We start from the raw sequence: 22,728 nt of genomic DNA, 5'->3' as shown, positions 1-22,728 counted from the left end.
CGGTTGGTATCTACCTAAGCATTAAAAATTTGCCAGCATTTTCAGCCCTGCAATGACTAACACCAGAGATAATAATTTATTGAGCATTGGGTCGGCAAGGCGTTTGCTACCATAAGTTGCGCCAATAAAACCCCCTACACAAACCGCTACAAGCCAGATTGGTAGTTGATTTGGCAGTTTTGCCCCTGTCGATAACACACCAAACAAGCCTGAAATTGAATTCACCAAAATAAACCCCGACGCTACGCCTGCGACAACTTTAGGGCTTGCCCAACGGTTAAACAATAAAATTGGACTTAAAAACACACCACCACCCACCCCCGTCAATCCCGAAAGTAACCCTAAAACCGCCCCCACGATTGCCAAAATCCATTTTGACACCTGTTTTAATGGTTGCTCGCTGGTGAGTTTTTTGGCAAAGATAAATGAATAAATAGCCGAAAAAATCAGTACCATCCCAACAATCGGCTTATATAAATGACTGGGTAAATGGGTCATTCCCCCGATAAACGCCATCGGTACCGCGGTAATAGCAAGGGGAATAAAAATTTGCCAAGAAAAGTTTTTTGCGGAATAAAATCGCCAAAATGCAATGATGGACACCAAAATATTGAGACATAGTGCGGTGGGTTTCATCATACTTGGCGCAACGCCGACTAACCCCATCATCGCTAGATAACCCGATGCACCGCCATGCCCGACTGATGAATAGAGCAAGGCAGAAATAAAAAACAGCACGCTTAATACGGTAGTTGTCATTGCTTGTTAACCATTACTAGAGTATTAACCATTATTAGAAAGCCACAGACTCTCAGTGCTGTCGGCATAAAATTCTTGTTTCCACACAGGAATATCCGCTTTAATCGCATCTAGTAGCCAACGACACGCATCAAATGCAGGATAACGGTGGGCAGCCACCACCCCAATCCACACCGCCATCTCACCAATCGCAAGGTCGCCAACACGGTGTATGGCAATGGCGTTTTCGATATCAAACTGGGCTTTGGCTTGTTCAACCAGTTTTTTGCCTTGATTGAGTGCCAGTTGCTCGTAGCCGTAATAAGTGAGTTTGCTAACAGGGCGAGCGTTATTGTGATTACGTACCCAGCCTTCAAATGTCGCTAACGCCCCGCAAGTATCGCTCATTAAGGTGTGTTTAAGCCGTCTGTCGTCAATGGCTCGGTCAATTAACGCAAAGCCGCTAGTAATCACGGTTTGGTAGGCTTGGTCTTCACTGATGCTAATGGTGGATGAGCCTTTATGCAATGCGTTCATGGTTTTCTCTATATTGTTTAAAGGGCGTACGTGATATTCAACCACCTGCTACAGGCGGAATAAAGGCGACGATATCACCATCTTGAAGCGGCGTTTGCCAGTTGGTAATATGGTGATTGATTGCCACAGCAAGTTTGGTTTGGGCGAGTTTAAACCCGTAGTGTGCGCTTAACGTTTGGTAAAGCTCGGTCAAGTTATCACCGTCAAAGCGGATCGTTTCTTCGTCTTTCCCTGCTTGTTCAGCAAGGCTTGCAAAGTATAAGATGGCTAAATTTTTCTCAGACGCGCTAGGTGTTGGCATAGTCGGATTTGCCCCCTGTTTTGGTGAGTAGCTTGATATCGCTGATGGTGATGTCGTGAGATAATGCTTTGGTCATGTCGTAAATCGTTAGGCAAGCCACCGACACAGCGGTTAAGGCTTCCATTTCCACGCCTGTTTTGTGGGTGACTTTGACAGTGGCAGTGACGTGGATTGAGCAGTTGTTATCATCATACTCAAAGCCGATTTTTACCCCATCGAGTGGCAGCTGGTGGCAAAGCGGAATCAGCTCGTGGGTGCGTTTGCTTGCCATGACCCCTGCGATATGCGCGGTTTGGGTGATTGAGCCTTTTTTGGTGATACCGTCGGCGGATTTTATCACTTGGTAACTGTCGCTAGGGAAAATGACTTGCCCTACGGCGGTGGCGGTGCGTTGGGTTATCGCTTTGCCCGACACATCGACCATGGCGATATCGCCGTGTGCGTCTAAATGTGTCAGGTCTAAGGAAGTTAATTGTGTTGTCATGTTTTGGATTTTCACCCCTCAAATGTGGCACAACATTATAGCGACGTGTACGCTTATTAAGCTGCGTTTGAATGATTAAATTTGCCTATTTTATATTTTAAAAATCACCCGTCATCCATTAACCGCCAATCATCGATAAATTCGCCATGATACCACTGTCGTTTTGCTTGAGTAAATGATGCTCGGGCTTAATCGGCATTAAGCTTTGCAAGGCATGAACCAATCCATTGACATCGCCATTTGCCAAAAACCCTCGCACATCATAACTGCCATTATCAAACAAACACAAATGTACTTTGCCTTGGCTACTCACTCGCAGGCGATTACAACTGTCGCAGAACTGCGGGGCATAAGGCTCAATCAGCCCAATGCCACCGACATAATCGGCATGGCGATATTCAATCGCAGGGCCTGCATCGCTTGCTCGACGTTGGGATTGCCAACCATTTTGTAATAAAAAATCTTTGATACGCTGACCACTGCTATGTTGGGCAAAAAACAAAGCTTTATTATCTGAGGTTTGCATAAACTCAATAAAACGGTAAGTGACATGGCGATTTTTGACAAAACTTAACACGGATTGCAAGTTATCAAAGGCGGTGTCTGCCATCAAAATACCGTTTAGTTTTAGCTTAATATCGGTGGTTGCTAGCAATGTATCGATGTCTTTTAACAGCGTTGGCAATATATCAAAGCCGGTGATTTGTTTAAAAATGGTGGGGTCAAAGCTGTCGATACTGATGTTAAGCTGATTTAGCCCTGCCGTTTGCCAGTCGGATAAATGCTTGGCAAGGCGATAGCCGTTGGAGCTAATCGCCACAGTTTGGATACCTTGTGTCTGTTTGGCAAGTTCGATGATGCGCGGTAAATCTTGTCGAATCGATGGCTCACCCCCCGTCAGCCGCACTTTGGTGGTGCCTAGTTTGGCAAAGGCTTGTATTAAAACATCGATTTCGGATACAGAAAGCTCGTTGTCAGGGCGTTTACCCGCGTTGGCAGTATAGCCATCGGGCAGGCAGTAATCACAGCGAAAGTTACAAAAATCGGTAATCGACAGGCGTAAATAACTTAACTGGCGATGAAAATTGTCCACCAAATTTAATGAAGAATGTTGCGAAGTCATCGTTAGCTAAAATTCCAACTAAACGGCTGCACTGTCACTATTTCGCCTGCTTTTACCCCTGCATTGTCTTGGGGTAATACAAGCAAGCAATTGGCGTGGCTAAGCTGTTTTACACGGTGGGAGTCTTGGGCAGATAAAGGGGTTACGCTAAAACTGCCGTCTTCATTTTGGCAAAAAACCGCTCGCTGATAATCTTGGCGTCCTGCTCGCTTTTTGATGTCGTGGGTGGTTTTGGCAAACAGTTGCAGCGGTTTTGGGATATCTGATTGTATCACGCCCGATAGTTGCCACAGCGCAGGTTGGACAAAATTAAGGCAGCATACCACGGTAGATAGCGGATTACCGGGCAACCCAAAATACATGACCGTTTTTTTATCTTGCGCAAATTCCCCAAATATAAAGGGTTTACCTGGTTTCATTGCCACTTTGTAATGGTGAATTTTACCAAGCGCCTGAATAACTTGGGTTAAAAAATCATAATCGCCCACCGATACACCCGCCGTAGAAATAATCACATCACATTCGGCTATCGCTTGCTGAACAGTACAGCGAGTGGTCTCAAGGTTGTCAGGGACAATGCCATAATCTTGAATGGCAATCGGCAACTGCTTTAATAACGCTTTTAGCGTGGGCGTGTTGGAGTTATAAATTTGGGCGAGCGTTGCCAGCGGTTGCCCCACGTCGACGAGCTCATCGCCGGTGGCAATAATGCCAACCGTGAGTGGCTGAAATACCTGCACGCTATCCACGCCTAAATTGGCAAGTAAGCTGATATCACTGGGGTTTAGGCGTTTACCAATCGTTAAAACAGTTTCGCCTGCTTGCACTTCCTCGCCTTGGCGGCGAATATTTGCGCCCACCTTAGCGGTTTGGGTCAAGCGAATGTGATAGGCTTGGCTGTTATCCAAACTGGGCTGAATGTCGCCAAGGTTAGTATCTTCCTGCATCACTACCGTGTCGCAGTCATTTGGCACCACCGCGCCGGTAAAAATTCGCACGCCTTGATTGGGTCGCAAACGACCGCTAAAAGGTTTACCTGCCCCCGATTCACCGATGATTTCTAATTGGCTATCGTGGTCAAGATAGCTACCCATAGCAATCGCAAAACCATCCATGGATGATAGATTTTGGCGGGGAATATCAAAGGATGCGGCAATATCTTGGGCTAAAATGTGGTTTTGCGCGTCTAACAAACCCACTGTTATTGTCTTTACTTCGCCCAGACGCGACGTTAAATAGTTCTCTAAGCGCTCATTAATCGCTTGTTTTAGTTCATTGACAGAAATCATCAGGTTGTCTCAATTAAAATGTTGGGTCGGCGGCAAAAGGTGATAGGCTGTTTTTAGCTGCTCAAATTGTTCTAAGGTATCAATATCTTGGCCTAAATGCGGCAGCGGTATTGGATAAAGCTGATAATCCTTACCATCGGTGGGCGAAACGATAGCGGTTTGATGTTGCCATAACGCCCGAAAACCTTTATCGCCCTGCAACTGATGACCAAATGCTCGCAAAAAACCCCAAGGTAAATTGACGGGAATCCCCCAAATTGGTTGATTATTATCACCATACTCACTCACAATCAGCCGATGGTCCTCAACATTTTGGCTTAATAGCGTCAAATCATCGAGGGTTACCGCCACTTGGTCAACGGTCAAAAACAAAATCCGCATTGCAGCACTTACTGACTGTTGTTGTAATATTGTCATTGCATACTGAATCGATTGCGCCATCCCTGTTTGCGGCGTTGGATTATCGACGACTGTGACGGCAAATGGTGCAACTTCATTGTATAACGCTTTAGATATTGGGTTATCAAGTTTTGGCAAAACCACCAACACTTGATAAGGCTGCAATTGGCGTGCCAATTGAATTTTTTCAGCCAGCAAGGTTTGATGATTTTTTACAATCAGCTGTTTGGCAAAACCAAGACGCTGGCTCAATCCTGCCGCCAAAATCACCACGATTAAATTACTAGGCGTGACGCTCATGATATACCTGTTGAATTTGGGCAGTGATAGATAAAGCCACCGCTTCGGGCGTATCGCCACCGAGCGCTAAACCCACAGGATAGAACAAATTAGCAGATTTCACCAGTTGATAACCATCGTCAATCTCACTAAGCAACTGCTCAGTGCGATAGGTGGGCCCTAATTGCCCAATAAAAAAAGGCGAGTTTTGGGCTTTAAAGGCTTGGCTGAGCCATACTCTGTCTTGACTCAGACTATGGGTCATTATCACCACAGCGGTCGGCTGCGGTGACTCAAAAAAAGTCTGTACAGACTCGGCTTTTTCAAGGGCAATCTGTACAAAATTGGCGTGAGCCTGCCCGCGACAACGGGTAATCACATCCAAACGACTATCAATCACCGTCACCTGCCAGCCTTGCAAATTTGCCATGGTCATCAAAGGTAAACAATCTTGCCCCGCGCCAAAAATTAATAATTGTAGCGGTGGTTGTAGCGTTTCTATAAAGATGCTTAGTTGTTGTGCTTGTTTTTGATAAACATGCAGCATAAAGCGACTTTTACGGCTGGCAGCGACTTGATTAACCAATTGCCAATCTTGTTGACCCAATTGCGACAACTGCGTCAAGGGCAGATGTTGTCCAACCACAAACTCATCTGAGTTTGAGGTGATAACTGTAGCCAGTGTTTGTGGCTGTTTTGTCTGTTTTAAGCGCTGAAAACAGGCAAATAATACAGATTGTTCATTTAAAATCAGACGTTCAAATAATACTTGAATGACGCCTTGACAGCCAAGCCCAAAGCCTTCTTGCTCATCACTGTCATCGACCACCTCATCTTGTGATAACTGGCTATCGGTTGCGGTATGATAGGTTTTGAGCGTTGCCCCATCTCGCGTTAGCCAAAAGGCTCGCTGTACCAAGTGCTTTTCAAGACAACCGCCACTCACCATGCCTATGGATTGACCATCGGCTAAAATCAACATTCTAGCACCAGGTTGCCGATAGGCTGACCCTTCGACACTCACCACTGTGGCTAGTACCGCTTCACTGTTGGGCGGTAACTGGTCAAGGGTAGCAAAAATATCAAACAAGTGGTTCATAGCAAATGGCAGTGTACCCGATTACAGTAATGGCAACTGGTACAGCAGTTTATCCAAGGTAATGGGATAGTCTCGTACTCTAACGCCTGTGGCATTAAAGATCGCATTGGCAATGGCTGCCCCTGCCCCTGATAATGCCAATTCACCTATACCCTTGCTATGGAGCGGATTGGCATAGGGGTCAGTTTCGGGTAACATTATTACCTCTAAGTCAGGCACATCAGCATTCACACACACCTGATACTCGGCTAAATCGTGATTACATAGACGACCGTCACGTTTGTCATGGTGAATTTGCTCCATCAAGGCAGCCCCTATACCAAACACCATACCACCAAAACACTGCGAGCGCGCTGTTTTTTCGTTTAAGATACGCCCTGCGGCAAATGTGCCTAGCATACGGCGAACCCGAATTTCACCGGTTACCCGGTGTACCCCGACTTCAGCGAACTGTGCGCCATAGCCTGCATGACGGTATTCTTTTTTGGTTTTACCAGGTTCGATTTCACCATTAGCTACCAAGCCATGAGGGGCATATTGCTGCAAAAAACTGCTCAGCGGTAACTGGGTATCGACTTGTTCGCAATCGAGTACATTATCTTGGTGGTCCATAGAGACCTCAGAATTAAGCCCTGTTTTTTCTGCTAGTTTATCCAACGTATCGGTTAACGTATGGTTAATTTTTTCGCCAATTTTTTCAGCTAGGCTAGGGTCATGCTCAAATTGTCTATATAGATTGCCTTGTTTAAAGCCAATGCTATCGGCATGTAGTCCCACACTCTGGGCAATCTTTTCTCGTAGCGCTTCACATGCCAGATAAATTGAACTACCAGCGCTTGAAGCTCCCCAGCTACCGCCTGACCCTGCAGCAGGGGGCAGATCGGTATCGCCAAGTTTGACCTCGACATGGTCAATCGGTAAGCCCAGCATATCGGCAACCACTTGCGCAAAAATAGTATAGCTACCTGTACCGATATCAGTCATGTCAGTTTCGATACGAGCCATGACCCCAAGCGGTTTGTCAGAGGGCAACAGGCTCACACGGGCTTGTGAGGGTTTTAATTCGTTGCTACGCGCGGCGCACGCCATCCCATAGCCAATCAGCCAATCGCCTTCAAGGCGACTTGCGGGCGTTTGTGGGCGTTCATCCCATCCAAAGGCTTTTGCCCCCTGCTCCATACACGCCAGCAATTTTCGGGTGCTGTAGGGAATTTTTTTGCTTGGGTCTTCGCTCGGTTCATTGCGTTTTCGCAGTTCGATTGGGCACAGCTTTAACGCATGCGCCAGTTCGTCCATGGCACATTCGAGTGCCAACTGACCCACTGCTTCGCCAGGGGCACGCATAGAGCCTGTTAAGGTAAAATTCATGCGCGCCATTTCGTATTTGATTTGGCGATTGTCACCGCCATACAAAAAGTGGGTAGAGACCGCCACTGGCTCAAAAAACGTTTCTGACGGTAAATTGGTGACAATGCTATTATGAATAATGGTATGGATTTTGCCATCTTTATCCGCCCCCAATGCCACCCGTTGTTCAGTGTTGGTGCGTCTGACGGTAGTTTCCATGACTTGCGGTCGGGTCATGTTCACCAGTACGGGGCGTTTTAAGTCTTTAGCCGCAATGGCTGCCATCACCGACTCTGGTGAAATACCCAGTTTTGAGCCAAACCCACCACCAACATAGGGCGATAGCAAACGGACATCGTCTTCCGGTATATCTAAGGCTTTGGCAAGTTGTATTTTGGAAGAGGCAAGCATTTGGTTAGAAGTATGAAGGGTTAGCTTACCTTCAAACCAACGCGCCAACGAACTGTGCGGTTCCATCGGCATGTTACTTTGGCTTGGCGTGGTATAAGTCACATCGACTTTGACCTCTGATTGCTTAAGCGTTTTTTCAGGTTTGCCAATGTCGTCACTTTTATCGGTTACCCAATCAATAAACTGGGTATGCTTTTTTTGCTTGTTAAAGTCAAAATGCCCGTGTTTTTCATCATTTTCATAGTCAATCTGTAATGCCTTCGCGCCTTCTTGAGCCGCTTCTAGGGTTTCTGCGACCACCAAAGCAATTGGCTGACCATGATAAAAGACCTCGCTTGCCCCTTGCACAGGCGCCATTTTGACACCCCCTTGTTGCGGGTTGCGTAAAAACAACGGGTCATGAAACACCCCAATCACACCTGCAACTTGTAAGGCGGTATCTTTATGTACTTTTTTTACCTTGCCTTTACCAATGGTTGCACCGACCATCACCCCATGACACAAGTCGTCAAATTGGTTTTCGGCAGTATACGTGGCTTTGCCTGCGACTTTTAGGTGTCCTTCGATACGGCTCAGTGGTTTGCCAACGAGCTTGCTATCAGTCGTATCTAGCCGTGACTCGATAGGCTTGTCCATGGTCAGTTTTTTTTCAAGGGGCGATTCGCCAAAAATTTGTGTTAGGCTCATGCACTCACTCCACTACTTAAAGGACTTGATTGATTGGGTTGTTGTAATGCTCGTTGCACAACATGGTGTAAAAGACGCTGTACTAGCACGGTCTTGTACTCGGTTTGTTCATCGGTTTTTGCTTCTTTGAATAGGGTCGCCACCGCAAGCTCAATACTCACGGCATCGCCCGTGCTACCAATCAGTATTTTTTCAATTTCGTCATTTCGCCAAGGCTGACTGCCAATACCGCCAAATGCAAGTCGCACATTGGTGAGTGTATCATTATCATGCTCAATCACGGCAGCGACGGACACTAAAGCAAAGGCATACGACGCACGGTCACGCACTTTGTCATAGCTATGCACGCCTTTTAAGGGTGGCGGTAGAATGATATGGGTAATCAAATCACCTAGATTTAAGCAAGTTTCAATATGGGGGGTTTGCTCAGGTAAGCGATAAAATTCAGCGATAGGCACTTGGCGGGTTTGCCCGTCCGCTTGCTGGACAACAATGACAGCATCGAGTAATCGCATTGCCACCGCCATATCTGATGGATGGGTGGCAATACACTGCTCGCTCGTGCCTAAAATTGCTAAGTTCTGATGAAGACCTGCTTTTGCCCCGCAGCCAGAATTGGGCTCACGCTTATTACACGGACTATCAGGCTGATAAAAATAATAACAACGGGTGCGCTGTAGTAGATTGCCACCGGTACTGGCTTTGTTACGCAGTTGCGGCGATGCACCCGACAACAAGGCACGGGCAAGCACCGCATAATCTTGACGAATAACAGGGTGAGCCGCTAATTCACTATTACTAACCATAGCGCCGATTTTTAACCCACCTTCTGGCGTGGCTTCGATTGTATTAAGCGGCAAACGTGAAATATCAATCAGCTGTGTTGGCTGTTCGATTTCGAGTTTCATCAAGTCAAGTAAATTGGTACCCCCAGCGATAAAAAACGGACGCTGCGCCTCAGCCAAATCCCCCTCAGCTAAAGTGGCTATTTTGATGGCGTCATCCACCGAGTTGGCGCGCTGATAATCAAAAGTTTTCATAGCGATACTCCTGTAGCCTGAGTAGCTGCTGTCTGAGTGGTTACGTTATCTGTTTCTGCCGAAAAACCGGTTTCTTGTAATACTTGTTTGATAGCTCGCACGATGTTGGGATATGCCGAGCAGCGACAGATATTGCCACTCATACGCTCAGAGATTTCTTTATCTAATTGTTGCTTAAATTGTGCTGTATCGCTTGATAAAGGCTGCATCAAATCAGCTGACACATGACTTGCCCAGTTTTGGCGTAGCTCTTCAATCATCGCTTTAGTCGAGCAAATTTGCCCAGGGGTACAATAACCACATTGAAAGGCGTCATGTTCCAGAAACGCTTGTTGAATCGGGTCAAGCGCTTCAGGTGAGCCAATGCCTTCAATGGTTTCGATGCTATCGCCTTCGTGCATGACCGCTAGGGTCAGACAGCTGTTGACCCGCTGACCATTAATCAGCATGGTACATGCGCCACACTGACCGTGGTCACAGCCTTTTTTGCTGCCAGTCAAGCCAAGATGGTTGCGACAGACATCCAGCACTGTGGTGCGTACATCTAGATTCGTCAACGTGTGTTGTTGCTGATTGATAGTAAGTGTTAAGGATTGTGGCATAAAGTTGCTTCTCGTCTAGTTGTTATGGGTTTATTTTAAGTGTGTTATCTAGGATTGACGCATGTTATTAAAATAGTTTCTAAAAATTCGCTACGCCTTTACTATGCAAGGACACTGCTAACATTAGAAGGGTCTGTTATTTTTGCGTATGTAGCCATCCCGTTTTTTTGGCAGTTTCTTTTGGTAATTTTTTTACTAGTTCTTTTGCCAGTCTATTTTGCTAGGTAATTGATTATATTTTTTTAATCAGCTTTTGTATGTTTATTCGTGTAAAGCTCTCAATACTAAGCAGTATTTAGCTTTTATAAAATTTTGATGGTGTAAGCTTGGATATTATTAGGCGTGCTGACACTTGGCTATTTTGTATCAAATAATTCATTAACATGGTATTAACTAGGTAATTTTTTTATCATTATCGTGACTGAAATTGTGACTGCAGAGTTTTATAAACTGCTTGGACTATCAACGATTGTCAGACTTTTCATACTTACTTGTGGTGTTGTGCCGCTCATTACTCACCTTGCTCACCTTGCTCACCGCTTGCCATGATTTTTTGCCTCTGTCATCGCAAAATACGCCGCTGTGTTATCACTTTGGAGGATTCATGCGATTTTTTGCAAAAAAGACTTTATTTTTCACAAAAAAAGGGTATTATGCCCCCATAAATTTTGAACGTTATATTGTTAGGTCTTGGGTGCAGTGTCATGGCATTTTGGGGTTTTGCGGTATAACGTTTTTGTTTTGGTGTTAGTCATCCTGACTGATATTTTATTCACAAGTTCGAGAAAGATAGCCACAAGCAAATTTTCTTAAACCCTTATCTGAGATGGTAATCCGATATGAGCGTTCACACCCCTGTACACCCTATTTCTCATGCCACTAACGAATATTACTTAACTCGTCAAAGCACGATGGAATCTAATGTTCGTAGTTATCCCCGCAAACTACCGCTAGCTATTGCTAAAGCCCAAGGTATTTGGGTCACCGATGTTGAAGGCAATGATTACCTTGATTGCCTAGCCGGTGCTGGTACATTAGCCTTGGGTCACAATCATCCAGCCGTCAAACAAGCCTTATATGATGTGTTAGAAAGTGGTCTGCCACTGCACACCCTAGATATCACTACACCTGTCAAAGATGCATTTACCGAATCCTTGCTGTCTTTTTTCCCAAAAGATTTTGTATTGCAATTTTGCGGTCCGACCGGTGCTGATGGTACAGAAGCGGCGATTAAATTAGCAAAAACTTATACAGGGCGTGACAACGTTATCGCATTTAGCGGTGGTTATCACGGTATGACTCATGGCGCGCTTGCCATGACTGGCAATTTGTCTGCCAAAGAAAAAGTGGGCAATTTGATGCCAGGGGTACAGTTTATGCCCTATCCGCATGAATACCGCTGCCCACTTGGTCTAGGGGGTGAAGCGGGTGTTGATGCGCTGACTTACTACTTTGAAAACTTTATTGAAGATGTTGAAAGCGGCGTGGTCAAACCTGCAGCGGTCATCCTAGAAGCGATTCAAGGTGAAGGCGGTGTCGTGCCTGCGCCCAAAAAATGGCTACAAAAAATCCGTGAAGTGACCGCTAAGCATGATATCGTATTGATTTTGGATGAAGTGCAAGCTGGGTTTGCGCGCTCAGGCAAAATGTTTGCTTTTGAACATGCCGACATCGTGCCTGACGTGGTGGTGATGAGTAAAGCGGTCGGGGGTGGTTTGCCATTATGTGTACTTGCCATCAACAAAAAATTCGATGCATGGGCGCCAGCCGGTCACACGGGTACTTTCCGTGGCAATCAGCTAGCGATGGCAGCATCGATTCAAGTATTGGATGAAATCCGCAGCAAAAACTTGGCAGAAAATGCGCGTATCCGTGGTGAATTCTTGCGCGATGAACTCAGAAAAATCGCCCAAGAATTTCCTTGTATCGGTAACGTGCGCGGTCGCGGCTTGATGACCGGTATTGAGATTGTCGATGAGCGTAAACCTGCTGACCGTATCGGCTCGTATCCTGCTGATATTGACATGGCAAACGCGATTCAAAGAGCGTGTTTTGACAACAAGTTACTGCTGGAAAAAGGCGGTCGTGGCGGTACAGTGATTCGCTTGCTTTGCCCGATTAACATCACGCAAGAAGAATGTGATGCGGTGCTTGAACGCTTTAAAAAGGCAGTGGCTGAAGCCGTGCAAAAAGTACGTGGGTAATTGATTATTGCCTATCAAGACGGTAAAGTTACTGACGTGGCTTTGCCGTTTTTATTATCTGTTTATTTCATTTTGAGTAAAATATGGAAACCAATATCGCCAAGACCGAACGCCTGATTCGAGAAATCAATCGGATTCATGGTGAGTATTCACAAGATTATTTCGAAACAGGCAAGGTACAAAAAATCAACCTATCACATACGCTCAAAACCGTCCCTATCGAGCCTATCTTGTCATATCGGCTTAATTTGCATGAAGCGATTAATGATTATTTGGCATTTGCCGATATACAAAATATCGATTTTTTTTACCGTGTTAAAACGGCTGAAAGTATCTATGACAAAGTCAATCGCTATTTGGCACGAGAAAACCAGTACCCAGTCAATAATATTTTAAATGATATTTTTGGTGCTCGGGTAATTTTGCCATCGGCTGATGTGACAGACATCATGGAAAAACTGGATGATTGGAAAGCAGATTACAGTCTAAAAAATTGGTATTTACGTGATATCGACGGGTATATCGGTGTGCATGTATATTTTAAAAATGCGAGCAATTTTTATTATCCGTGGGAATTGCAAATTTGGGATAAAAACGATGCCAAAGCCAATATTGTAAATCATCAACTGTATAAGCGTAATTTTGTAAAATAAATTAATCAATTGCTCGTATCACTCTGTTTAATGACAATTTATAGTTAACTCTCTCTTAAAGAATGCAAGGACTTACCATGTCAAACTTATCACAGCACCGCCAAGCGTTATTTTGTAATGACAGCCAATCCATTGCTGATTACCAAAAAAACATGAACACCGCTGTACAAGCTGTCACCGACTGGCTCAAAAATGACAAAATGTATACAGGCGGTAGTATCAAGCAGCTGCGCGCTGAGATTGCCTTTCAACCTTCTAAAGAAGGCTTAGGCTTGGAAGACGCATTAAAACGGTCGATTGAGTTATTTTTGAATAAAAGCTTAAAAGTGCATCACCCACATTCGCTTGCTCACTTGCACTGCCCAACGATGGTGACCAGTCAAATCGCCGAAGTGCTGATAAATGCCACCAACCAATCGATGGACTCTTGGGATCAAAGCCCAGCTGGGTCACTTATGGAAGTGCAACTGATTGATTGGCTACGTCAAAAAGTCGGTTTTGGTAGCGGACAAGCGGGTGTATTCACCTCAGGTGGTACCCAATCCAACTTGATGGGCGTGTTACTCGCCCGTGATTGGTGTATCGCCAAAAACTATAAAAATGACGATGGGTCTGAATGGTCAGTACAGCGTGACGGTATCCCAGCCGATGCCATGCAAAAAGTGAAAGTCATCTGCTCAGAAAACGCGCATTTTAGCGTGCAAAAAAACATGGCAATGATGGGCATGGGTTTTCAATCGGTGGTCACTGTGCCAGTCAATGACCAAGCGCAGATGGATGTTGCCGCACTTGAACAAACCATGGCGCAATTGCAAGCCGAAGGCAAAATCATCGCCTGTGTGGTTGCTACCGCAGGCACCACGGACGCGGGCGCGATTGACCCAATTCCTGCGATTCGTAAGCTTACTCATGAGTACGGTGCATGGCTTCATATTGATGCCGCTTGGGGCGGGGCGCTGATTTTATCGAATAACTACCGCGATAAACTTGCAGGCATTGAGCAAGCCGACTCTATCACCCTTGACTTCCACAAACATTACTTCCAAAGCATCTCTTGCGGGGCATTTTTGCTCAAAGATGAAGCCAACTATCGCTTCATGCATTATGAAGCTGAGTATTTAAACTCTGCGTATGACGAGGAACATGGCGTACCTAACCTAGTCTCTAAGTCGCTACAAACCACGCGCCGTTTTGATGCGCTAAAATTATGGCTGACAGTGGAAGCCTTGGGCGAAGAATTATACGGCTCGATGATTGACCATGGCGTTGATTTGACCCGCGAAGTCGCTGATTACATCAAAGCCACGGATGGGCTTGAATTGTTGGTAGAGCCACAGTTTGCCTCCGTGCTATTTCGCGTGGTACCCAAAGACTACCCGGCTGAGTTGATTGATAGCTTAAACCAAAATGTCGCCGATGAGCTATTTGCCAAAGGTGAAGCCAATATCGGCGTGACGCGCGTCAGTTACCAAAAGCAAGGGGATGCTCACCAAGATGTGCAATCGCTTAAAATGACCACGTTAAGCCCCATCGCCACGCTTGACAATGTCAAAGCCTTATTGGCGCAAGTGTTGGCACAAGCCGATGACATCAAAGACGGTATTATCACAGGCGATTATCAACCTGCGATTGATTGATAAGCACAAAAAAACCGATTCCTTGGCGAATCGGTTTTTTTTACTGTAGCACTAACATTGACTGTAATTGACCGTCACATCCAGCGTCGGAATAAGATTTGACTGGGCGGCAAAATCCTCATCTAGGACATTGATAGCAAGTCCGCCCATTGCGGTTTCTTTATATTTTGACATCATATCTCTGCCTGTCTCTTTCATGGTTTTGATGGCTTTATCAAGCGATACCACATGCTGCCCATTGCCTTTAAGCGCAAGCCTTGAGGCATTAATCGCTTTTACTGCCGCCATGGCATTGCGTTCAATACAAGGCACTTGCACCAACCCCGCAATCGGGTCACACGTCATACCAAGGTGATGTTCGATGCCAATTTCGGCAGCGTTGGCACATTGGGCAGGACTACCACCAAGCACATAGGTTAACCCTGCCGCCGCCATCGCACACGCCGATCCGACTTCCCCTTGACAGCCCACTTCTGCGCCTGAAATGCTGGCGTTTTCTTTGATAATGATACCAATCGCCGCAGCGGTTAGCAGAAAATCATGCAAACCTTGCAGCTTATAACTTGGACAAAAATCTCGATAATAATGCATGACCGCAGGTATCACGCCTGCCGCACCATTGGTGGGTGCGGTCACCACACGTCCGCCACTGGCGTTTTCTTCATTAACTGCCAAGGCATAGAGATTCACCCAATCCATCACGGCAAGGGCATCATTAAACGCTTTTCGGCTATCGGCAGCGGATAACTGCTGATAAATCGCCTTGGCGCGGCGCTGTACTTGTAAGCCCCCTGGCAAAATACCATCGTGGCGACAACCATCATTAACACAGTCTTGCATGACTTGCCAAATGTCGTTAAGCCCACCCAGCAGCTCATCTTCACTCAAGTTAGCCAGTTCATTGGCTCGAACGACCTGGGCGATTGACAGTTGATTGTGTTGGCAAATTTGTAATAATTCTTTGGCGTTGTTAAAGGGATAAGGTACCGGTTTTTTGACGCTTTCAATCACCGGTTCTTTTGCTTGGGCTTCTTGCTCAGTCTGCACGAACCCGCCGCCGATTGAATAATACGTATTTTGGTAAACAATTTCATTGCCTGTAAAAGCAGTGATAGTCAAAGCATTGGGATGATGGGGCAGCGATACCCTACCATTTAGGATTAAATCTTTGTCAGCAACAAAGTTAATCTCATGCTGCTGATTTAGAGACAGCGTGTTTTGCGCTTGGATATCGGCAATTTTTTGTGAAATAGCGGTGACATCCGTCGTCTGTGGTTGCTCCCCCATCAAACCTAGCATCACCGCTATATCACTACCGTGCCCTTTACCGGTCGCACCAAGCGAACCAAACAGCTCGACTTGCACCCTATCCACCTGCGTCAGTAGCTGCTGCTGTGATAATGCGCTAACGAACAGATTCGCCGCTTTCATCGGTCCGACGGTATGCGAACTTGAAGGTCCAATCCCAATTTTAAATAAATCAAAAATACTGATCACTGATAAATCCTATATGCCAACCAGTTGAAAAATTCAATTATGTTGTATTCATTGTGCTAGATAATCACGAATTGCCCATCTGTGTCAATGTGCTATCGAAAAGTTTATCAAATGATAGATGATAGATGCTCGCTACATGCATCGCAACTTTGGCAACTAACCACCTGTGTAAGCGCATGAGGAAGAAAATAACCGTTGGCAAGGATTAATCTGCTAACGATTCACTTTCTTTACTCGCTAATAAAAGTAGCAGCAATAAACAAACCAAGAAAATCATCATGAGCGCCATGAGATACACGTTGACATACGCCAGTGGCACGCCCATTTGGTTCAGCATCACAGAGGCATTCATCCCAGAGGTGCTAGGTAACACCCAGCGCAAATACTGCAGTGGCTCAGGCAGCATTTGATACGGCCATGAAATCCCTGAGACAAACAGCATCGGCATTGAACTTGCGACCAAGATTTGCATCGCCCGTTCTCGCGCCCCAAACCACACCCCAAGTAGACAGCCCAGTGCCGTTACCGCGGGGAAAAACAGGGCAAGCAGTACCAGTGAACCCGTCAGATTTTGGTTACGGATATAGTCATTGTTGGAAAATACCCAGCCATAATAAAAACAGCCGAGCACAAAACCAAAACACGCTAAGCCCAATATTCGCGCAAGCCACGTTTTCATCGAAGCGCGGTGCATGTCTTGCTCTGCCCAAGTACCCACTAGCATTGCCGTGCCCATCAAAAACATCTGCTGCAGAATCAATATCGCAACCGCAGGGACAATGTAGCTACCATAGCCTTCGGTACGGTTGTATAACGGATTAATCGTCAGCGCCACAGGGGAAATATTGTTTTTGGCAACGGTGATATCTTGCCCGATGGCGACATTTTTTTGTACTTTCGCCCCTGCGGACACGGTGCCGATGACTTCTAAAAACCCCGTTTGTACTTGTTTATTGAGTAAAAAATAGTTACCGTTGGCAAGGATACTCACCTTGGCAGGTTGTCCTGTGGTCACTTTTTGATACAGTCCCGAGGGTATCACCATGTAGCCTGCAATTTTGCCTTGCCACATCAGCTGCTTGGCACTGTTTTCATCGTTTACAATGGTGCTTTGGATGCGTGGATTGGCTTGGGCGTAGCTGATAATGGTCTGCGATAGACTTGAATGGTCATAATCCACCACTGCCACAGGGACATGACGCACCACTTCTTTTGAATACGGCCAAGGATAAAAAAAGCCATAAATAATCGGGGCAATCAGTAGCATAGTGAGCACCCCTTTATCTTGAAACACGCTGCGCCATACATGCAAAACTTGCAGCAAAAAACCGCGCTCCCAAATGTTGGCAGATTTGCTTACATCGACTTTGCTGGGCGTTGTCTGGGAGGGCATCAGCGTTGCCCCCATTTTTCAGGCTTCAGCAAGGCCTTTTTGGTCAACAACGCGGCTAACAGCAAGGTAATCATGACGGCAATAAAAAATCCGATAAAGCTGCTATAGGCAAACGATGGCGGGGCGCCCATTTGTAATTGGGTGGTTTGCAAGTTGAGATAATGGGTTAATGGCAGGGCATTTGCCCAACGCTGCGCGGCAGGACTCATCGCCAAAAATGGAAATGTCACCCCTGAAAAAGCAAATGACGGCGCGGAGATAAAGCCGGTAAATGACAAGCCTTGACGATACGAAAACGTACCTACCGTGACAATCACCCCAAGCCAGAACGACACCATCATAAACATTAAAAATATCAGATAAGTAATCGCTACGGATGCCAAACGAATGGGGAAGATTTGCATCACCAAGGTCAATGCCACCGCTGCCCAAAGCGTATAGGCAAACATCGCCCAAATTAATTTGCCATTGAGCCCTGCGATAATCAGCGATAGCTTAGGTTTTTCGTGCCCCAGTGTGACAGGATTGCTGGGGTTAGAGAGGCGGTTACTGGCAAATTTGGGGGGTGTTAGCGACTGATACCATTCACCTAACGTCTTGTCGACCAGCTCTCGCCCGACAGTTGAAGCCCCAATCACCATTGACAAAATATGTAGCAAGGCTGGTACCACAGTGACTGCCAAAAATTGCTGATAATTATTGGCAGTATTAAACAGTGCCACACTTTGCGATTGTATCGGTGCATAACTGGTTTTGGTCAGGGTGACATCTTCGCCAATGGCGACTCGCCGCTGCATCTCCGCCCCTGCCGAAAATGTACTAACTGCTGTCTGTACCGCTTTTTGTATCATGCCTGAATGCGTGCCATATTGGGCATTGACATTGAGTAGCAAGCGCGAGGTTTTGCCAGCCAGTAGATTGGTTGAAAAATTCTCTGGGATTTCAACCACCGCCATGACATCGGTAGTCTCGATGGCTTGCTGAGCGGCAGCGGCACTATGAAGACTTTTAACCACCGCAACTTCAGGCGTCGCATCAATATAGCGGATAATCGTCGCAGATTGCGCGGAGTGGTCATTGTCTATGACCGCAATCGGAATCCCGACTGCCATGCCTTTGCTAAAAATCCACCAAACCAAAAATATCAGCACAATGGGCATCCAAAACATCAAGGAAAAATCCCAGCGATTTTGCACCAAAAAATCCCATTCACGGCGCGCACTGTACCAAAACGCCGCAAAGAATTGCACAAAGCCTGAGCGGTTATCAAACTGTGCATACGCATGAGGCTCATGGTCACTAGCACCAGTGCTGGCATTTGGCACAGCGGACGATGTCGGTGATGCTTTAGAGCGCTTGTTTGATGTCAGTTTTGATATCATGGTTGACTTCATTGTGTTTGGGTTGGCTGCTGGCTTGCCGGTATATCAACCAATACGGTCATGCCCTGTCTTAGACGTGTATCTGACTGGCTCGGGCGCGCACGAATCTCAAAGGTACGCATATCAAAGCCGTCTTTGCTGTTGGTCGGGCGCCACGTGGCAAAATCTGATAGTACGGAACTTGCGTACACTTTAAACACTTGGCGGTAAGGCTGATTGTTGACCGATAATGCAGGAACCGTACCGCTAAATTCACTACCGACTGCAAAATGGTTTAGATTGTTTTCGGTAACGTTAAGCACGACCCATTGGTCTTTGGGGTCGACAATGGTCATCAGTGGTACGCCCTGTCCTACCACTTGACCTGGTTTGACAATCACGTTGTCCACGATACCGGCAATCGGGCTTTTAAGATTGGCTTCTTCTTTGGCAACCATTGCTTCTTTAAGCTTGCCTTCTACTTGGCTGACTTGCGCTTGGGCGGCAGTTTTATCTTCACTGCGCGCGCCTGTTTTGGCTAACTCGTATTGGGCTTTGGCAATTTTGGCTTTATCGACACTGGCGACATAGTTGGTATAGGCTTCGTCACGTTTTTGCCGCGACATCAAGCCTTCTGCGGCTAGGCGGTTGATACGCTCGTAGGTGACTTTGGCAAGGTCAGCAGCGGATTGCGCAGCATCGTACTGGTATTTTGCCATTTCAATCTCTTGCGGTCTTGCGCCATTGTTGGCTTTGTCCAGTTGGCTTTGGGCTAACTCTTTGCCTGCTTGTGCTTCTTCGACCTTGGCATTGATTTCTGGGCTATCCATATCAATCAGGCGTGTGCCAACGCTAATTTCATCGCCTTCTTTGACATAAATATTGGCAATACGACCGGCAACTTTGGCAGCGACAGGCGTTTGCTCTACTTCCATATGCCCTTGGATGGTAACAGGCTCGCTGCGCGTTTCGCGCTTATCTTTGATTAGCCCCCACGCGACCAGTCCAATCAGCCCAAGGATAATCAAGGCTATAATGATGGTGCGAATTTTACTGGGTTTTTTGGTAGGCGGCACGTAACGGCTATCCGTCGCAGCGGCTGACAGGCTGTCCTCTGCGTGCGGCTCATCGGCAGCTTGGGCGTTCATCGCTGCATTAGCATTATCCGCAGCGCTGTCCAAAGTGTTGCCTTTAGCGTTGTCCATCGCATTGTCTGGTGTTGGGTTTTGTGGATCAGCCATACGGTAAGCCTACTGGTGAAATAAAGACACGGGTTAAAATAATTGATTAGTTCTTACGATGTTCAAAATAAATCGCGGGTAGCTTGACGTCCGCTGCCTGCATATAACGGTTAAACTCTAGCGGCGTACCGCAGCTTTGCATCAAGTCTGCCATTGCCTGCACATAATCATTTGCCGCTTTGGCCTGCTCGGTTTTGGCTTTTTCCAAATTGGCTTCAGCTTGCATCACTTCTACGGCCGTGTTGACGCCTTCTTTAAAGCCTAGCTGACGAAAGCGTAGCATCTCACTGGCGAGCTCAATATTGGTATTTAAGGCAATAAAATTATCGCGTGCATTGTTGACTGTTTGCCAATTTTTTTCTACCAATAACATAATATTATCATTGACATCCACTTGGCTAAACTCGGCTTGGTGCAGCTTGGCAAGGCTTGATTGGGTGCTGGTTCGGCGATCTACCCCACCCCACAATTTCCAGTTGGCAGACACCCCAGCAATCCAATTTGGGTCAGCGTCGATTTCAGAGCGACCAAAGACGGTGACATTGGGTTTGTAGGCGGATTCACTAAATTCATGTAGCGCTTTGGCTTGGTTGTATTTGGCGGCGACCTTATCAAAACCTGGGTGATGCATTTTAGCCTGCTGCTGAAAATAACTCAGCGGCGGCAACGGCTTGGTGGATACAAATAAAGGCGATGTTGGTTTGATAAAATACGGCGTGCGCAGTAACCGCTGTAGCGCGGTCATGGCAAGTTCAGCATCGTTCAGCGCCTTGCTATTTTCGTATTCGGCATCGGCTAAGGCTTTTTTGGCTTCCAAACGCTCGACTTTTGAAATCAGCCCCACGTCCAGTGCGCGCTGTGCGGCATGGTCGGTGGCACGAATCGCATTGAGCGCATCGGCGCGTAGATACGCTGCCATGATGGCAAGCTGGGTTTGAAAATAGCGTTTGGTAAGCGTGGTGTATTGTTCATCCAGTGACAAGTCAGCATCGGCACGGCTTTCATCCGTCATACCATTGAGCAAACTGGTCACTGCTTCGGTTTTATGTCCGTTATAAGCAGACCACAGCACGGTGACATTTGCGCCTGTTCTATTTTTGTCGACATTGGCAGGGATGCTATTGGGAATCGGGTCGGTGATTAAACCACCGATATCTACTGCCGTAGTAGGCAGTGGCAAAGTGATGGGCAAATTGCCAATATTGTTATTGACTGCGTTGTCAATGGCTAGGTTGTTTTTAATGCCCGTGGTATCTATATTGTTATCCACATGTACATGCGTGGCACTGGCACCCAGATACACAATCGGTTTGTTTAAGCCTTTGGTCGACTCAGCTCGCAGCTCATTACTCACGATTGCCGCATTGTCAGCCGCGACTTTGGGTGATACTTTGACTAGGTACTGCTGCGCTTGTGCCAGTGTCAAATTACTGGGCACATCTAGGCCATAACTTGGCGGATAAGGCACCCCATTATTGATAGTAGGATCGTAGCTGAGCCCAGCTGCTTTCCCCCCTTTGACTTCATTGGCGCGGGTCGCGGTTTTTTTCGATGGCGTGTCTGCTGATGGTGCGTCGGTGGCAGGGCTAGCATTGAGTACAGGCTCAGGATTGGGCGGGGTATTGATTATCGGCGTAAACTCCGCGGTATCGCCACTGGTACTGGGCTGCAATCTGCTAGTGGGCTTTGTGGTTGGCGCTGCTGGTGTGGTTTTAGCCAATGTTTTAACAGAATTTTTAGCCGATGTTTTAGCTGATGTTTTAACAGGCGGCTTGTTAGCATTTTTAGTGGGACTACTGGTCGTTTTGGTGGTTTTTGTCGTGGTCGTGGTGGTGGTTTTTGTTGTAGTTTTTGTTGGGGTCGTTTTGGTAGTGCTAGGTTTGGTGACCGTGGTCGCAGCCGTCGCTGCCAAAGATAAGGACAAATTCAACGAAACCATTGCCATCGTAAACGCAGACAGGGTAAGCACGCGTGATAGTGGCTGTGGATGATGGCTTACTGAGTAAGTCGATGGTTTGATGGATTGATGTAATTTCATACGACTCGCTAATAACTTGCCTATGGCTTTGCCGCAACATAACAACCCCGCAAGCCGTCAATTACCCTAGTAATTGATGCGGTCGCTGTTATGATGCCCGTATTACCAAAAAACTGTCTTATTAAATAATGCCTAATTAAATAATAATGAAATACCAAAGTGAGCACTAACTGTCATTTTGTATATTAACTAAAGTATAAGATTGTAAAAAGAAAAAAATGACCCGTCAATCTACACTTGTCATATTAACAATATTGTAGTTTTTTTAAAAATATGGCTCATTAAGCCTCACATCATTACTGTTTATTTTTATTTAACAAAGTAAAAATATTTCTCAATCCAAGTAGTCACACAAATCAAACAAGTTA

18 protein-coding genes and 1 pseudogene are annotated in these 22,728 nt (G+C 46.3%); 3 read left to right on the top strand and 16 right to left on the bottom strand.

Features of this window, described 5'->3' with window-relative positions:
* Positions 1-21: 21 nt before the first annotated feature.
* The 11 genes and pseudogenes from ACH0AB_RS05240 to ACH0AB_RS05190 all read right to left on the bottom strand — a co-directional run bounded on the left by ACH0AB_RS05240 (position 22) and on the right by ACH0AB_RS05190 (position 10,336).
* Positions 22-759: a sulfite exporter TauE/SafE family protein gene (locus tag ACH0AB_RS05240; RefSeq protein WP_062332781.1), complete on the bottom strand. Its 738-nt coding sequence runs from the start codon at positions 757-759 to the stop codon at positions 22-24.
* Between the two features lie 24 nt (positions 760-783).
* Positions 784-1,275 (bottom strand): molybdenum cofactor biosynthesis protein MoaE, encoded by a 492-nt coding sequence (locus ACH0AB_RS05235; RefSeq protein WP_065254023.1) that lies wholly within the window; start codon positions 1,273-1,275, stop codon positions 784-786.
* Between the two features lie 37 nt (positions 1,276-1,312).
* Entirely contained in the window at positions 1,313-1,576 is a 264-nt protein-coding gene (gene moaD / locus ACH0AB_RS05230) for a molybdopterin converting factor subunit 1 (RefSeq protein ID WP_050325208.1), read from the bottom strand.
* Positions 1,563-2,060: a cyclic pyranopterin monophosphate synthase MoaC gene (gene moaC, locus ACH0AB_RS05225; protein WP_406877443.1), complete on the bottom strand. Its 498-nt coding sequence runs from the start codon at positions 2,058-2,060 to the stop codon at positions 1,563-1,565. Before moaC ends, moaD begins: the two co-directional genes overlap by 14 nt.
* Positions 2,061-2,178: 118 nt before the next feature.
* Positions 2,179-3,186 (bottom strand): annotated as a pseudogene (moaA, locus tag ACH0AB_RS05220) (GTP 3',8-cyclase MoaA); the annotation flags it as partial.
* On the bottom strand, positions 3,186-4,472 hold the full coding sequence (locus tag ACH0AB_RS05215) for a molybdopterin molybdotransferase MoeA (protein ID WP_406877442.1): 1,287 nt from the start codon (positions 4,470-4,472) through the stop codon (positions 3,186-3,188). The gene ACH0AB_RS05215 and the pseudogene moaA, both read right to left, overlap by 1 nt.
* Before the next feature lie 9 nt (positions 4,473-4,481).
* The gene (locus tag ACH0AB_RS05210) at positions 4,482-5,171 is read right to left on the bottom strand and encodes a nucleotidyltransferase family protein (RefSeq protein ID WP_406877441.1); all 690 of its coding nucleotides are present in this window, start codon (positions 5,169-5,171) and stop codon (positions 4,482-4,484) included.
* Positions 5,155-6,249 carry an XdhC family protein gene (locus ACH0AB_RS05205; protein ID WP_406877440.1) on the bottom strand — a complete coding sequence of 365 codons (1,095 nt, stop codon included), beginning with the start codon at positions 6,247-6,249 and terminating at the stop codon, positions 5,155-5,157. Before ACH0AB_RS05205 ends, ACH0AB_RS05210 begins: the two co-directional genes overlap by 17 nt.
* A 21-nt stretch (positions 6,250-6,270) precedes the next feature.
* Positions 6,271-8,694 (bottom strand): molybdopterin cofactor-binding domain-containing protein, encoded by a 2,424-nt coding sequence (locus tag ACH0AB_RS05200; RefSeq protein WP_406877439.1) that lies wholly within the window; start codon positions 8,692-8,694, stop codon positions 6,271-6,273.
* Positions 8,691-9,734: an FAD binding domain-containing protein gene (locus ACH0AB_RS05195; RefSeq protein ID WP_369626288.1), complete on the bottom strand. Its 1,044-nt coding sequence runs from the start codon at positions 9,732-9,734 to the stop codon at positions 8,691-8,693. Before ACH0AB_RS05195 ends, ACH0AB_RS05200 begins: the two co-directional genes overlap by 4 nt.
* Positions 9,731-10,336, bottom strand: a complete 606-nt coding sequence (locus ACH0AB_RS05190) for a 2Fe-2S iron-sulfur cluster-binding protein (protein WP_406877438.1) — start codon at positions 10,334-10,336, stop codon at positions 9,731-9,733. The genes ACH0AB_RS05195 and ACH0AB_RS05190 overlap by 4 nt, the downstream gene beginning before the upstream one ends.
* 839 nt (positions 10,337-11,175) lie before the next feature.
* On the opposite strand from ACH0AB_RS05190, the gene ACH0AB_RS05185 reads away from it, so the two are divergent.
* The 3 genes from ACH0AB_RS05185 (at position 11,176) to ACH0AB_RS05175 (ending at position 14,830) form a co-directional block, all read left to right on the top strand.
* On the top strand, positions 11,176-12,540 hold the full coding sequence (locus ACH0AB_RS05185; protein WP_312177149.1) for a diaminobutyrate--2-oxoglutarate transaminase: 1,365 nt from the start codon (positions 11,176-11,178) through the stop codon (positions 12,538-12,540).
* Between the two features lie 83 nt (positions 12,541-12,623).
* Positions 12,624-13,193: a nucleotidyltransferase family protein gene (locus ACH0AB_RS05180; protein ID WP_312539908.1), complete on the top strand. Its 570-nt coding sequence runs from the start codon at positions 12,624-12,626 to the stop codon at positions 13,191-13,193.
* 77 nt (positions 13,194-13,270) lie between these two features.
* Positions 13,271-14,830 carry a pyridoxal phosphate-dependent decarboxylase family protein gene (locus tag ACH0AB_RS05175; RefSeq protein ID WP_406877437.1) on the top strand — a complete coding sequence of 520 codons (1,560 nt, stop codon included), beginning with the start codon at positions 13,271-13,273 and terminating at the stop codon, positions 14,828-14,830.
* A 51-nt stretch (positions 14,831-14,881) separates the two neighbouring features.
* Here the strand turns inward: ACH0AB_RS05175 and ACH0AB_RS05170 are convergent, their stop codons facing one another.
* The 5 genes from ACH0AB_RS05170 to ACH0AB_RS05150 all read right to left on the bottom strand — a co-directional run bounded on the left by ACH0AB_RS05170 (position 14,882) and on the right by ACH0AB_RS05150 (position 22,360).
* A complete protein-coding gene (locus tag ACH0AB_RS05170) occupies positions 14,882-16,327 on the bottom strand; it encodes an L-serine ammonia-lyase (RefSeq protein WP_406877436.1) in 1,446 nt (481 codons plus the stop codon).
* A 205-nt stretch (positions 16,328-16,532) separates the two neighbouring features.
* Entirely contained in the window at positions 16,533-17,720 is a 1,188-nt protein-coding gene (locus ACH0AB_RS05165; protein WP_406877435.1) for an ABC transporter permease, read from the bottom strand.
* Positions 17,720-19,102 (bottom strand): ABC transporter permease, encoded by a 1,383-nt coding sequence (locus ACH0AB_RS05160; protein ID WP_406877434.1) that lies wholly within the window; start codon positions 19,100-19,102, stop codon positions 17,720-17,722. The genes ACH0AB_RS05165 and ACH0AB_RS05160 overlap by 1 nt, the downstream gene beginning before the upstream one ends.
* Before the next feature lie 8 nt (positions 19,103-19,110).
* The gene (locus ACH0AB_RS05155; protein ID WP_313063272.1) at positions 19,111-20,322 is read right to left on the bottom strand and encodes an HlyD family secretion protein; all 1,212 of its coding nucleotides are present in this window, start codon (positions 20,320-20,322) and stop codon (positions 19,111-19,113) included.
* A gap of 46 nt (positions 20,323-20,368) precedes the next feature.
* Positions 20,369-22,360 carry a TolC family protein gene (locus tag ACH0AB_RS05150; protein ID WP_095356477.1) on the bottom strand — a complete coding sequence of 664 codons (1,992 nt, stop codon included), beginning with the start codon at positions 22,358-22,360 and terminating at the stop codon, positions 20,369-20,371.
* Between the last annotated feature and the right edge of the window lie 368 nt (positions 22,361-22,728).

The sequence above is a fragment of the Moraxella sp. 179-F 1C4 NHS genome (assembly GCF_045370505.1).
GTDB classification, from domain to species: Bacteria; Pseudomonadota; Gammaproteobacteria; order Pseudomonadales; family Moraxellaceae; genus Faucicola; species Faucicola tetraodonis.
This window is presented reverse-complemented; position numbering and strand designations above follow the sequence as displayed.

Coding starts and splice junctions, on each gene's coding strand:
- ACH0AB_RS05195 (WP_369626288.1), bottom strand. CDS start 9,734: ATGAAAACTTTTGATTATCAGCGCGCCAACTCGGTGGATGACGCCATC.
- ACH0AB_RS05160 (WP_406877434.1), bottom strand. CDS start 19,102: ATGATATCAAAACTGACATCAAACAAGCGCTCTAAAGCATCACCGACA.
- ACH0AB_RS05150 (WP_095356477.1), bottom strand. CDS start 22,360: ATGAAATTACATCAATCCATCAAACCATCGACTTACTCAGTAAGCCAT.
- ACH0AB_RS05200 (WP_406877439.1), bottom strand. CDS start 8,694: ATGAGCCTAACACAAATTTTTGGCGAATCGCCCCTTGAAAAAAAACTG.
- ACH0AB_RS05175 (WP_406877437.1), top strand. CDS start 13,271: ATGTCAAACTTATCACAGCACCGCCAAGCGTTATTTTGTAATGACAGC.
- ACH0AB_RS05180 (WP_312539908.1), top strand. CDS start 12,624: ATGGAAACCAATATCGCCAAGACCGAACGCCTGATTCGAGAAATCAAT.
- ACH0AB_RS05190 (WP_406877438.1), bottom strand. CDS start 10,336: ATGCCACAATCCTTAACACTTACTATCAATCAGCAACAACACACGTTG.
- ACH0AB_RS05235 (WP_065254023.1), bottom strand. CDS start 1,275: ATGAACGCATTGCATAAAGGCTCATCCACCATTAGCATCAGTGAAGAC.
- ACH0AB_RS05205 (WP_406877440.1), bottom strand. CDS start 6,249: ATGAACCACTTGTTTGATATTTTTGCTACCCTTGACCAGTTACCGCCC.
- ACH0AB_RS05215 (WP_406877442.1), bottom strand. CDS start 4,472: ATGATTTCTGTCAATGAACTAAAACAAGCGATTAATGAGCGCTTAGAG.
- ACH0AB_RS05185 (WP_312177149.1), top strand. CDS start 11,176: ATGAGCGTTCACACCCCTGTACACCCTATTTCTCATGCCACTAACGAA.
- moaC (WP_406877443.1), bottom strand. CDS start 2,060: ATGACAACACAATTAACTTCCTTAGACCTGACACATTTAGACGCACAC.
- ACH0AB_RS05240 (WP_062332781.1), bottom strand. CDS start 759: ATGACAACTACCGTATTAAGCGTGCTGTTTTTTATTTCTGCCTTGCTC.
- ACH0AB_RS05155 (WP_313063272.1), bottom strand. CDS start 20,322: ATGGCTGATCCACAAAACCCAACACCAGACAATGCGATGGACAACGCT.
- moaD (WP_050325208.1), bottom strand. CDS start 1,576: ATGCCAACACCTAGCGCGTCTGAGAAAAATTTAGCCATCTTATACTTT.
- ACH0AB_RS05210 (WP_406877441.1), bottom strand. CDS start 5,171: ATGAGCGTCACGCCTAGTAATTTAATCGTGGTGATTTTGGCGGCAGGA.
- ACH0AB_RS05165 (WP_406877435.1), bottom strand. CDS start 17,720: ATGCCCTCCCAGACAACGCCCAGCAAAGTCGATGTAAGCAAATCTGCC.